Raw genomic sequence first — 13882 nt, forward strand, 5'->3', positions numbered from 1 at the left:
AGTTGCTTTAAACTGCTGAAATCAAATCTCATTAATCTTCTTTACGTTTTGTCGCAAGAACCGCAGCAGATAAAGCGATGCTCACACTTGCCAAGAAGAGGGCTGCTTCTGAACCATGTTCTCCTGTAGCAGGAAGTTTCTCTTCTTTATCTTCCAGAGTTTTGGCATCAGCTACTGGGCTTGGAGTGAGCGGGTACTCAGGTTTTTCAACTGTTGGAGCTGCTTGATCTCCAGCAGTAGCCAATACACCTGTGTAAGCTGGTTTCTCGTTTACCAAAGCTTGGACCGCATTGGCTCCGCCTTTGTATTCTGGTAATTCGTGAACCAAGGCTTGGACCGCATTAACGCCGCCCTTGAACTCAGGAACCTCATGTACAGCTGCTTCTGTTGCATTGACGCCGCCTTTGAACTCAGGTACATCAAGAACTGGTGGTTGTTCTTCACCCTTGCTACTTGTTGGAGCGTCTGGTTTCGTAGCAGAATCTTTTAATTGGTTGAGATAGTCTGCGAAGTAGGCCACCATTCTTTCAGTCAAGAGATGATTATCCGTCGCATATTTCATGCTTGCCTGAACGCTAGCTACTTCCTCTTGATTGTCTTTGTCTGTTAATTTCTGCGCCTTAGCTAAAGCTGCTTCATAGCCAGACATGTCAAGAGGTGTTTCTGCTACTTGCGGACGGGTAAAGATGAGTTCTGCTGCAGATTGGTATTTATCGCCACCATCTCCGTAAGTCTTGGTACCAGTAAGGACAATTTTCTTAGCCTTGATTGTCTTGCCAAAGTCAATGTCTTTTGGCTTGTTGTTATTTGGCCAATCTGTCACGGTGAAAGTATGTTCCTTGCCAGACTCATCTGTGACAACCAGTTTCACATCTCGCAAGTTTCCATTTGAATCAGAGGCACGTGGAACATAGCGAAGTCCTGTGATTTCAGTTGGTTCTTTCAAGACCATGGTTGCAGGTTTGCCTACATCTCCACCATTCCAAGATGTATGCCATAGACTAGATACATTGCCATCAAAGGCATTCTCTAGACCTTCACCTGGTTGAGCTGGCGCATCCAAACTTTCAAAGTCTTCTGCTACCAAAGCTGTCTTCTTCTGAACCAAAGCATTCTTCAAAGCTTCAATCTTGGCAATCTCTGCACGCGCCTCTTCCACACTAATATCATCATCTGCCTGACTGAGGTTAAAGACCGCCTCCTTCAAAGCATCCATAGACTCTTTGGTGTAGTTGGTCATGGCAACCGTTGGCAAGTAGTTCTTCAGAGCATTTTCTGTCAACATCTTACCTGTTAGGGTAATTTCCTCGATGTGAAGATTGTCCATCATGAAGTCGTTGTAACCACGGAAGTTGGCATTTCCACCAGAATCACCACGAGTATTGCTTGCGTTTCCAGTTGAGTAGATACCTACCCAAGTATCGCCTGTTTCTGCACCTGTCACGAGGAAGGTTGCCTTCTTGGCTTTCTTAGAATCTGTCCAAGTATTTGGCAATTCATGCATTTCCAAGTTGCTTGCTTGAGTACCACGACGACCTGACTGAAATTCTCCCTTACCAACTACAAAGGCATAGGTATTGTCAGAACCTGCTTCATATTCAAAGGTTACGCGATAGGTCTTACCTGCTTCAAAGCGGAAGTTTTGCGGAATAGTTTGGTAAACCAAGTTACGACGGCTCACTAGTCCGTTAGTCTTCAATGACCAATTTCCATCGATAACATCATCGACTTTCTTACCGTTCCAACCACGCTGTGTATATGGATCGTGTTTTTCAGACAAGTGAGTGCGGTTGTCTTCGACACCTTCAACACCACCTACTACAAATGGGAAGATACCTTGAGCTACATTTTCAAAGTCTTGTTTAAATGTTCCTTTACCTGTATCATGCTTGTCTCCGTACATGCTTGAATTGTTTTCAAAGGTACGGATTTCATCAAAGTATGTTGCTTCATCACCAGCTTCACGACTCAATGTAAGAGTAACATTTGATACGTTCGATCCAGTTGTAAAGAAGGCGTACATGTTTTGGAAGTAACTTGTATCATCAACTGTAGCATTTTCACGACGATTGTTATGAGCATAAGCTTTGATATAGTTGAGAGCGAGTGACTTATTGGTGTAAGTAGTCACTTCTTTTTCGCCAGTATTCACTGTGATACTTGCCTTAGCATTACTACGGTTATCAACACCGACATAAACCGCATACTTGGTATTTGGTTTCAAGCCAGTCAGTTTCTGAGTAAGGCTGACTGTGCTCTTGTTGCCTTGGATACGAAGCATTTCATTTGCGCCTTGTGATTTGACAATTTCTGCTTTAGAAGCATCACCTGAAATAGTCCAGTGTTTCAAGGTTCCACTGTTAAATCCTTGGTCATAGATGTGCATGCCTTCGCTCCATGACATTTCAGGATTGGTTTGTTTTGAGCGGTAGAGAACATATGGTTGATTTGCTAGAAGGTCTAGGGTAATCTTGCCATCTTTTACAGTGAGTTCTTGCTCTTCTGTCTTACCTTGGTCAGTTAGCTTGTAAAGGTAAACCTTGCTATTTGCCCAATCGCTTGGAAGGGTCCAAGTTGTTGCACCGGCTTGCGTATTGAAGTAGTACATTTTTTCCTTATCAGTAGGAAGTTTCTTACCATTTGCATCCCAGTTCCAAGGAGTCAAGTAAGCTGAACCATCTTGGATGACATGCCCGTTGAGCGTTACTGTACGTTCACGGTATTGTGGGCTATTGACATCATTTGACTTACGAGTCACAACAACCTTGTTACCTGCTGCATCGACTAGCTCAACCTTCATTTCTGGAGTCCATTTATAGGTGCTACCGTTATCAGACATGGTAACTGGTGTACCATTTTCCCATTTGCTTACAGTGAAGTGTTGGAAGTACTTGGTCATGACGTCATGGGCAAATAAGTTGGTTACATAGCCATTGTAGTCGCTTCTTCCTTGCCAGCCTTCAAAGTCTTTCATGCTGTAGCCACCTAGAAGTGGGTAGTTGGCTGCACCACCGTAACTTCTGTAGTCCCCAACCCAAGAATCTTTTTGGTGGTTGCGGATAAAGCGTGTGATGGCACTGTTGATACCTTTATTGGTGTAGCCACCATAGGTCAAGTCAGCTGCCCAGTGTTGGAAGGTAGAGTCGTATTCACCACCATGGCCCCACTCAATCGCAAAGCGCCAGCCTTGTTTGTTAATTTCTTTAGCAAGAACGTGGGTAGCCCAGGCACCGTTATCACCTGATTGGCCATTGCCCCAAACGTCCACATAGATAAAGTCAAGACCGTCACCAAGTTTTTTCTTCAAGTCTTCCCAGCGAGCCAAACGTCCATGCGCCAAGTCGTAAGCAGCATCAATGTTGATACCTTGGTCTAGCCAGTTCCATCCGTAGCTGTAGCTTCCATCTGGATTCTTACGAAGAATATTTTCGTTAAAGTATTTAGACTCAGGATAGGTCTCAGATGCGTTAACGTGGATACCTAGATGAGCACCATATTTCTTCGCTTTTTCGATCAAGGTCTTGAAGTCTTCGACACCACCAATACGTTTACCAATATCAGCATAGTTCAAGTGACCAGAGTCGTGACCTTCACTACCATATCCTTTAAGGAGAACACCTTGTCCAAGACCATCTGTGTGGAGATTGATCTTCTTGATACCATCCAAGGTCATAAGGAATGGGTTTTGTGCTTGAGAACCAAAGTTCATCGCGATACGATAAGCTGTGATATCCTTGACTTTTTCCCAACCTTGAGGGTTGTTCATGATGCTACGATAAGCAATGGCACCATCTTGCCAGTCGACTTTGTTGTCGGCATTGGCATCTTCGGTGATAACAACCTTGGCACTTGGAAGTTCCTTGGTGTATTCTGGGAAAACAATGCCCTTATAAGCTTTTTCCCATTGCCATTCAGAACTTTGGATTCCCACATAGTTTGTATTTCCAACAGTTTGTTTGAATGCTGTCAAACGAGTCCAGTCATTCGAACCACCACCGTAGCTGTTTTGAGAGTTACTCCAAACACCTGCAGCAAGCTTATCTGTGGAAACAAAACCATACATATAGCCCTTAGCCAAATCTTTCATTGGATTGGTTACATCAATATGTTCATCTCCACTGATATGAGTGTTGTTTGACATGGTTGCCCCGTCAAACTTAGCTCCAGTTTGGTCGCTTGAAACTGACACAAGTGAGTTTCCTAAGAAATTGATAGAGGAGAGAAGTTTTCTTTCATCATCAATCTTCTGACCTGGAGTAACTTGATTGTGGTTGACAATCTTGGTCACATCAAAATGCAACTGATTGTCCACAACTTGCAAGCGTACTGTCATATCTGCATTGATGAAATTCTTCTCGTCACGAAGTTTCATCAAGTACTCTGCAGTAGTATCATTGATCTTCTTATAAGTGACTTCAGGAGTGATTCGGTGGTTATTGATAAAGACTTGGTTGAACTGTTGCACCTGTCCTGGCAAAGTATGTCCATTCAAGGTGTATTCCTTGACACGAGGGAAGGCTTGGTCAATCACTGCCTTGAGAACCTTAGACTGGATCGTATCATAAGTCACCTTGCTATCGTCAACGGCCGGACCTGTTTCTTTCTGGGCAGGAGTATCATCCGCTTTTACACCTTCTTGATTGTCTGTTTTAACGCTGACAACCGTGCGATCATTGCTATAAGTTCCTGCCTTGAGAAGGATCTTCTTCTCATTTTTAAGATTCTCATTGACCGCCCCAGGTAGGGTCACTGTGTCAAAGAGATTTACATCATTGTTGCTGGCATTGAGTTGTCCATCTGACTTGAGAGTGATAGAAAGACGGTTTACAGAACCTGGTTCTGGTGCTGCTACACGGTTGCCTTTATACCATGTGCTATTACCTGGAGTTTTGTATTCCCAGAACCAGCCACCTTGGTCATATCCAACAAAAACATTGTTCTTGGTATCTTTAAATTTCAAGAAGACACCAAAGCGTGATTTGCCCTTTTCAGAATCATCTTTGAAGGTTAAATCAACCGTCGCATTTCCATTAGCGTCAACTGTCAATCCTTGTTTTTCAAACAAAGCTGGTTTGCCATCATTGTCATTTTGGGCCGTTGAAGATAGTTGATTGTAGCGAACACCCTTTTCTTCACGAATAGTGACGGTTCCTTGTTGCTCTTTATTCGCTACTGTTTGCCATTCAGGAGTCACTGTCTTAGGTGTTTCAGGTTTAGCAGCTGCAGGTTTATCCTCTTTTGGTTTTTCTTCAGCCGGTTTCTCTTTCTCTTCCAAGTCTGCTGGTTTCACACTTGAAATTCCCTGTATGTGGTCTTGGATCCATTTTAGTTGAGCTGGTGAGAAGAGAATACCGCCGCTCCGTTTTCCAACTACACCATTTTGGTGAACACCGACTAGTTTGCCTTCTGTATCAAAGATACCGCCGCCACTAGCACCTGGTTTTCCTCCTTGGTAACCAATCCCTTGGACACCTTCTCCGTATGGTTCCGCAAAATCAACTGTAGTATTGACAATCGGATTCAATTTCCCTTCTGGATAACCAAAGACATGGAGTTTATCTCCAATTTTCTTAACAACTGGCTTTTTAGTTACTTCAACAGGCGTATTTTCTAGAACTGTACGTAATCTCACTAGGGCCAAATCATTTTTGAAGCCTTTCAGATAGCCTTCACGATCCCAATGAATAATATCTTTCTTGCTAAACTTGACATCTGGCAATCCTGGATATGAGATGCTATAGATATCTCCATCCCCTTGGTCATTATCCACAACCTTACGGATATTGCCGTCCTGGCTGTCCTTGATAAAGTTATGAGAAACCGTCAAGACAAGGTCTTTAGCAACGACAATACCGCTGCCTTCTCCTGATGGCGTCTTGATCTTAACAGTCGCGCCGTAGTTTAATTCCCCATTGGTAGTCTTAGCCACATCTTCTGGGACGAGCTTCCCAGTATCTTGAGCCAATTGATTCTTGTCAACTTCGCGCCCATTGTCTTCAGCTTTCTCCAACTTATCTTCTAATTCTTTTGGCAGATTGCTTGGCTTTTCAGACTTTTCTTTTTCTTGAGCCAACAACTCTTCTTCTGTTTGTGGGCCTTCAGTAGTCTCAGCTGAACCAGGATTTTGAGCGGCAACTTCCTTGTCAAAATCGTGCCCCTCATCACTAGACTTCTTATCCAAATCAGCTAGTTCACTCGGCAAATTATCTGTTGAACCAACTCTTGCTTGATCAGCCAATACTGGGCTAACTGCGAAGAAAGTCGCTCCAATCATCACCGAAGCTACTCCAAGCGTAAACTTACGAATACTGAACTTACAGCGTTTTTCAAAAAATCGTTTATCCATGAACTCCTAAATCCTTTCATTTTCCAGTAAGCGTTTACATTTCTTTTTTAAAAAATACTCCTTTCTCTGAAAGTGCTCTGCTTAACTGTTATAAATAAAAATTAATTGTACTTTTAATATAACAAATAAAAAGGCAGAAAGCAATAGGAAATAGGTAAAATTCACTAAAATTTTCTCTTTTCTGAACAGTGTAAACGCTCCGAATTTTAAGAATCACTTTACAGCTATAAAAAAATTCTATCTCAAAGAATCTAATAAACAGTTTCATTTCAAAAACAGATTCTTATCGGATAGAAACCATCAAAACAAGGACCGAAAATCAGATTTTTTATCATTTTTTTGCTATGATTAGATAGAAGAAAAGCTAAGGAGGAGACAATGATATTAATTACAGGTGCAAATGGTCAGCTCGGTACCGAACTACGTTATTTACTAGATGAACGAAATGTGGACTATGTTGCAGTGGATGTGGCCGAAATGGATATCACTAATGCTGAAATGGTTGATAAGGTATTTGCTGAGGTCAAGCCAACTCTGGTCTATCATTGTGCAGCCTACACTGCTGTGGATGCGGCTGAAGATGAGGGAAAAGAACTGGATTTTGCCATAAACGTAACTGGAACTGAAAATGTAGCCAAGGCCTCTGAGAAATACGGAGCCACCCTGGTCTATATCTCGACAGACTATGTCTTTGATGGGAAAAAAAACGTTGGACAAGAATGGGAAGTCGATGACCTACCTGATCCGCAGACAGAGTACGGGCGTACCAAGCGAATGGGGGAAGAACTTGTTGAAACCCTTACGTCACAGCATTACATCATCCGCACTGCTTGGGTCTTTGGAAATTATGGTAAAAACTTTGTCTTTACCATGCAAAATCTAGCCAAAACCCATAAAACACTCACAGTGGTCAACGACCAACACGGCCGCCCAACCTGGACACGTACCTTGGCTGAGTTCATGACCTACTTGACTGAAAATCAAAAAGAATTTGGCTACTACCACTTATCAAATGACGCAACTGAAGACACCACTTGGTATGACTTTGCTGTTGAAATTCTTAAGGACAGTGATGTTGAAGTAGTACCAGTAGACTCCAGCAAGTTCCCTGCCAAGGCCAAACGACCTCTCAACTCAACTATGAGCTTGACAAAAGCAAAGGCAACAGGTTTTGTCATTCCAACCTGGCAAGATGCACTTAAAGAGTTTTATAAACAAGAAGTAAGAAAATAAAAGATTACGACATACATAAAAAGCAAGAGACTTTGAGTTCTCTTGCTTTTTAGTATGCATTTAGTTAATTACTTGTTGCGTTTTAGCATAGTTAGCCTCTACCGCTTCTTTTTCAGATTTCCACCAGTCTTGGTTATCTGTATACCATTTGATGGTCTCTTTGAGGCCTGCTTCAAAGTTGGTAAACTCGGGTTTCCATCCTAGTTCATCACGAAGCTTGCTAGCGTCAATTGCATAGCGAAGGTCGTGACCAGCTCGGTCCGTCACATGATCATAAGCATCAGCTGGTTGCCCCATCTCCTTGAGGATGAGTTCCAGCACTTCCTTGTTGTTCTTCTCGCCATCCGCACCAATCAAGTAGGTTTCACCGATTTGACCTTTGGTCAGAATCGTCCAAACACCTGATGAATGGTCATTGGTGTGAATCCAGTCACGGACATTCTTACCCTCACCATAGAGTTTTGGCTTGATACCACTCAAGATATTGGTGATTTGGCGCGGAATGAACTTCTCGATATGCTGGTAAGGGCCATAGTTGTTTGAACAGTTAGAAATAGTCGCTTTGACACCAAATGAGCGAACCCAAGCTTTGACGATCAAGTCCGAAGCTGCCTTTGTTGATGAGTAAGGCGAACTTGGATTGTACTTGGTTTCAGCTGTAAACTTCTCACCTGGACCTTCTCCATGACCTGGTAAATCTTCACGTAGAGGCAGGTCCCCATAGACTTCGTCAGTCGACACATGGTGGAAACGAAGGTTATATTTACGAGCTGCTTCCAATAGAGTGTAGGTCCCGATGAAGTTAGTGTAGATAAAGGGGCTCGGGTCATTGAGAGAGTTGTCATTATGGCTTTCTGCAGCGTAATGAACGATAGCATCCGCTTCAGCCGCCAGCTTGTCTACCAAGGCTGCATCAGCAATATCTCCAACAACCAACTCAACACGATCACCTAAAATTTCTTCAATATTGGCACGATTACCCGCATAAGTCAGCTTGTCCAGCACTGTCACATGGACGTCTGGAAAGTTCTTGTAAACATAATGAACAAAGTTAGAACCGATAAAACCAGCCCCACCTGTCACGACAATATTCTTGTATTCAGTCATTTTTATTCCTTAACTTTTTTACAAATCTTCTTTTCTTAGTGGTTTGACATCCTTAAGTAGGGGATGATGTTTATCAGCTTCTGAGACTTCTGCTGCTTCTAGGTTTTCCCACTCGATTCCCAAGGCTGGGTCTGCATAGTTGACAAAGGCATATTTAGGCTTGAGTTCAAGTGCCCAGTAGTCATTGACCAGATAGCTATAAGCAACTGTATCCGAGAGGACTTGGAAACCATTGGCTACGCCACGAGGGACAAAGATTCCTTTACTTGCATCAATCTCGGTCTGATAAACATTTCCAAAAGTCTCACCTTCACGTAGGTCAACCCAAGAACCCAAAACTTTCCCATTGTCTGCTACTGAGATATACTTGTCCCAAGGTTCGGCATGGAGGCCTCGAAGAACATTTTTACGAGAAAAGCTGACATTATTTTGCAGTTTCCCTTCAGCAAAGAAGCTTTCAGGAAAGCCAAGTGGCACCATCTTTTCCTTCTGGAAATTTTCCTTAAACCAGCCACGATTGTCTCCATGAACTGGAATGTCAAACTCTAACAAACCTGGAATGGCATCAATCTTACGCACTACAAGTGTTTTTCCAAAAAAATTATCTGTCATCTAAATTTCTCCAATCAAACGGAGCAAGTATTGCCCGTATTCATTCTTCTTGAGAGGTTGCGCCAACTTCAGCACATCTTCGCGGCTGATATAACCCATTCGGTAGGCAATTTCTTCCAGATTGGCAACCTGAACATTTTGCATCCGTTGAACTGTTTCGATATATTGGGAAGCCTCTAACAGACTCTCATGCGTCCCTGTATCCAACCAGGCAAAACCACGTCCCATAACTTCAACTGACAAATCCCCACGCTTCAAATAAGCATTGTTAACATCTGTGATTTCCAACTCACCACGTGCGCTTGGTTTGATCTGTTTGGCAATATCCACAACATCATTATCATAGAAATAAAGACCTGTCACTGCATAGTTGGATCGAGGATTCTCCGGTTTTTCTTCTATGGAAATAGCATTCATGTCTGTATCAAACTCGACCACACCAAAACGCTCTGGATCCTTCACTTGGTAGCCAAAAACAGTCGCACCCTTCTCTTTCTTGGCTGCCTTTTGAAGCATTCTGCTCAAACCAGGTCCATGATAGATATTGTCGCCCAAAATCAAGGCAACACTATCGTCATCGATAAATTCTTCACCGATAAGAAAAGCCTGAGCAAGTCCATCTGGACTTGGCTGTTCCGCATAAGAAAGTTTAATCCCAAATTCGGAACCATCCAAGAGCAAGTCCTTAAAGCGGGGTAAATCCTGTGGTGTTGAGATGATCAAAATGTCCTTAATCCCAGCCAACATCAAGGTTGACAAAGGATAGTAAATCATGGGTTTATCATAAACTGGCATCAGCTGTTTTGACGCAGCTCGAGTAAGTGGGTACAATCGGGTACCTGAACCACCCGCAAGAATAATACCTTTCATAATAGGCTTCCTTTCTGGCTAATTACCTATCTTATATTATATTTCATTTTGTCCCAAATTCCCTAAGGAATTTACTTCAATTTGGATAAGGCAGCTTTTAAATAGGCTCCGTCTCGAAGAGCAGCTCCAACTTTCCTAGCCTGTTCTGAAAGTTCCTTATAATCTTGAAGTGTCAAATCATCTAGTACTTTTTGGAGGTCGTGTAGAGAATCAACTGCTATCCCACACTGTTTGTCCAGTACAAAGTGGGCCAGAGCCGACTCTTTCCAAACTACGACAGGAAAGCCCGAAGCCAAATAAAGAGAGGCCTTATGCGAATTGTTAAAACGTAGGTAATTTCCGTAAGAACCTTGGCAAGTTTCTGAACTATCACCATCCCACACCAAACCAAAACTACCTTGAAGAGCAGCTGGGAGGTCATCCGGCATAAAGGAACCAAAGTAGGTAGTGTTTTTCAATGCACGACTTTCATCATAGCCCACTCCATACAAATTATAGGCTGGTTGGTCTGGCAAGTTATAAAGATAACCTGACTTTGCAGGGTTCAAATTTCCAGCTATGATAATAGGCTGGTCTTTTTGGGGATTTGGTTTTTCAGCAAAGTTAGGAATCAAGTAGTCAAAAATCTCCAAGCTAACCATTTTATCTGCTTGCACTCCTTGACCTACCAAAACTTTCTTCATGATATCGTTATGAACGATAATCCCATCTACTGACATCAGAGCTTTCTTCTCTTGGAAGTAATTTCTCACTTTATGACGGAATTTCACTTCCGAACCTGCTGCATGACGCAAAGTTTCAACATCATGGATCAACAGATAGAATTTTGCTCCTCTTTTTTGCGCCTGCTTGATGAGTTGTGAGATGAAAAATGTATGGTGGATAATAGGGAACTGAATCACCAATTCATCTCCAGCTCCCAACTGATCAAACACAGACTTGGTCGCACGATATTTGTGTTGTTGAGCTTTAAAGAAATTCATCTTATACCAATTCTCAACCTTGAGTTCCAAGTCCTCATAACCCTCTGAGATTAGAATAGCTTCCACGTCATTTCGTGCCTTACTCCCTGCATTCTTTTCGTGTGCATTATGCAGAAATGAATCTTTCAGATAATATTTCACCTTTTCTCCCCTTTATCTGTGATATTCTTAGATGATCCCTAGTTCTTCTTCTACCACATCCAATGCGCGTTCAACAGTTACATGCATATCATAGTATTTATAATCTGCCAAGCGACCACAGAAGATAACGTGTCCATTTTTCTCAGCTTCTGCTAGATACTGCTCGTAAATGGCATTGTTTTTGGCATCATTGATTGGATAATAAGGTTCATCACCACGTTTCCAATCAGCAGGATATTCACGCGTGATAACTGTCCTTGGCTGTGTTCCATATTCGAAGTGCTTGTGTTCAATAATGCGGGTATAAGGAATTTTACGTTCTGTATAGTTTACAACTGCGTTTCCTTGATAGTTATCCTCATCTAGAACTTCATGCTCAAAACGAAGACTACGGTATTCTAACTCACCATGCTTATAATCGAAGTATTGATCAATCATCCCTGTGAAGACAATCTTAGTTGCTGAAGCCTCCAAGTTCTCCCGATCTGCAAAGAAATCTGTACTGAGCTCTACTTCGATTCCGTCCAACAACTTTTCGATGATGACATTGTAACCACCAATTGGAATCCCTTGGTAACGGTCATTGAAATAATTGTTATCATAGGTCAATCGAACAGGTAAACGCTTGATGATAAAAGGTGGTAGTTCAGTAGCAGAACGCCCCCATTGCTTTTCGGTGTAGCCCTTGATTAGCTTTTCATAGACATCCGTACCAATCAACTTAATGGCTTGTTCCTCTAAGTTTTTTGGCTCAACATCTTGCATGTGCGTCGTCTGCTCAGCAATTTTGTCCTTGACTTCTTGGGGTGTCTTTGTCCCCCACAAAGCATAGAAAGTATTCATGTTAAAAGGCAGATTGTAAAGATGTCCTTGATAGTTGGCAATAGGAGAATTGATGTAATTGTTAAACTCCGCAAACTGATTGACATAGTCCCAGACCTTTTTATTGGATGTATGGAAGATATGAGCCCCATACTTGTGGACATTGATTCCTTCAACAGATTGGCAATAGATATTCCCACCAATGTGTTCTCGTTTATCAATCACCTTCACCTTCCTGCCACGTTTGTTAGCTTCATGGGCAAAGATTGCACCTGACAAGCCAGCACCGACAATCAAATAATCGTACATATTACACCTCTTTATTTTTGAATAATTGTTGTTTTATATCTTTAAGATTTATAACTTTAAAAATCAAAATGAAACTGACATAGATCATTGCTCCCAAAATAGCATACAATCCTACATTTATCATAGGTGATACATTCAGGAATTGTTTTACAAATAATAAGATACCATACATAAATCCCGATAAGACTATAATTTTAATCAATGAACCTAGAATCGAAACTTCTCTTAAATAGGAACGAGTATAAAATAACTGTATCCCCCAAACTAGCGCTTCTGTTAAGACAGACACGATTGCTGCTCCTATATAACCCAGCTTTGGAAGCAAGAGAAGATTTAATCCCACACTAACAATAGCAGGAATTGTTGTTGACAGCATAAACTCTTTATTTTTATTATGAGGTATTAATATTTGAATGCCCATAATATTGGTCCAACCAATAAAGAACATTCTAAAAATCATAATTGCTATCGCATTGCGTGCCTCTTGAAAATCTTGCCCCAGGAAAAAATTCACAAAATCATCATTTACGATTAACATTCCTGCCATAATAGGAAAAATAACTAAATTATAAATCAGAAATGACATCTCATGCATTTTGTTAACTGCTTTGTGATCTCCTGAGGATAAAAGATTTGAAACTCGTGGCAACATGACACTTCCTAACGAAGTCACTAGTGTTAGTAAAATATTAACAAGTTTCAAAGCTTGATCATAAATACCTACATCTCTTGTTGATGCAAGAGTTCCAAGCATAGTGCTATCTAATGTCACATAAAGAGATATGGCAATCTGAGGCAAGAATAACAAGATGACCGGTTTCAAATGTTTCTTAGCGTACTTCAAATCAAAACGTGGTTTCCCAATAAATTGTCTTGCTGGTATCCACATACTTAATTGTCCCAACAATTCAAAAATGGTAAGAAGAAATACATACAAGTATAAATCATTGGCTGATTTTACAAATAGGAAAATAGAGATGACACCAATCAACTTGACAGTAATGTTCCGCACTGTGATCTTTCTAAAATCCTCCAAACCTTGAAACAACCACGAAATATCCAAACCTTTTGATACTAAACTCAATCCTAAAATATAAGCTACTGGATTTTGCATTGAAGGTAATAAGAAACAAAGAATAAGATAAAGCAAAATGGACAACCATGTTGCAGCAAACTGGAGAGAATAAATCCCCCAAAAATTCTTCTCAATTTCCTTACGATGAGCTGAAATTTCTTTTGTGCCATAGTTAGCAACACCAAGAGTTGCAAGCAAGATAAAATAGGTAACAATAGAGTTAAAGTAGCCATACGTTCCTAAATCATCAGAACTAAAAATCCTTGTTATATAGGGAGTCGTAATGATAGGAAGGATTATGAGTAATAACTGATAAGAAAGATTATAGGCATAATTTTTTAGAACTTTCATATTTGACTAGATTATCTTAACCCTTCCACATTC

At 41.3% G+C, this 13882-nt stretch carries 8 protein-coding genes; 1 reads left to right on the forward strand and 7 read right to left on the reverse strand.

Translation table 11 applies throughout. The features are described from left to right. Nucleotides 1-31: 31 nt before the first annotated feature. Entirely contained in the window at nt 32-6346 is a 6315-nt protein-coding gene (locus NMM25_RS06550; RefSeq protein ID WP_254736325.1) for a SpGH101 family endo-alpha-N-acetylgalactosaminidase, read from the reverse strand. A 378-nt stretch (nt 6347-6724) separates the two neighbouring features. Between NMM25_RS06550 and rfbD the strand changes: the two genes are divergently transcribed. Further along, nucleotides 6725-7579 carry a dTDP-4-dehydrorhamnose reductase gene (gene rfbD, locus NMM25_RS06555; RefSeq protein WP_254736326.1) on the forward strand — a complete coding sequence of 285 codons (855 nt, stop codon included), beginning with the start codon at nt 6725-6727 and terminating at the stop codon, nt 7577-7579. 60 nt (nt 7580-7639) lie between these two features. On the opposite strand, the gene rfbB is transcribed toward rfbD, so the two are convergent. From rfbB to NMM25_RS06585, 6 genes are all read right to left on the reverse strand, one after another. Further along, nucleotides 7640-8686, reverse strand: a complete 1047-nt coding sequence (rfbB, locus tag NMM25_RS06560; RefSeq protein ID WP_254736327.1) for a dTDP-glucose 4,6-dehydratase — start codon at nt 8684-8686, stop codon at nt 7640-7642. Between the two features lie 18 nt (nt 8687-8704). Then, nucleotides 8705-9298 (reverse strand): dTDP-4-dehydrorhamnose 3,5-epimerase family protein, encoded by a 594-nt coding sequence (locus NMM25_RS06565; RefSeq protein ID WP_254736328.1) that lies wholly within the window; start codon nt 9296-9298, stop codon nt 8705-8707. Further along, complete coding sequence (gene rfbA, locus NMM25_RS06570; RefSeq protein WP_254736329.1) at nt 9299-10168, reverse strand: glucose-1-phosphate thymidylyltransferase RfbA; 870 nt, start codon at nt 10166-10168, stop codon at nt 9299-9301. A gap of 71 nt (nt 10169-10239) precedes the next feature. Next, nucleotides 10240-11292, reverse strand: coding sequence for a galactofuranosyltransferase (locus NMM25_RS06575; protein ID WP_254736330.1), 1053 nt, complete (start codon nt 11290-11292; stop codon nt 10240-10242). Between the two features lie 27 nt (nt 11293-11319). Next, nucleotides 11320-12423 carry a UDP-galactopyranose mutase gene (gene glf, locus NMM25_RS06580; protein WP_254736331.1) on the reverse strand — a complete coding sequence of 368 codons (1104 nt, stop codon included), beginning with the start codon at nt 12421-12423 and terminating at the stop codon, nt 11320-11322. A gap of 1 nt (nt 12424) precedes the next feature. Then, complete coding sequence (locus NMM25_RS06585; RefSeq protein WP_254736332.1) at nt 12425-13849, reverse strand: flippase; 1425 nt, start codon at nt 13847-13849, stop codon at nt 12425-12427. Between the last annotated feature and the right edge of the window lie 33 nt (nt 13850-13882).

The sequence above is a fragment of the Streptococcus sp. CF10-1 genome (assembly GCF_024295825.1).
In the GTDB taxonomy this organism is placed as follows: Bacteria; Bacillota; Bacilli; order Lactobacillales; family Streptococcaceae; genus Streptococcus.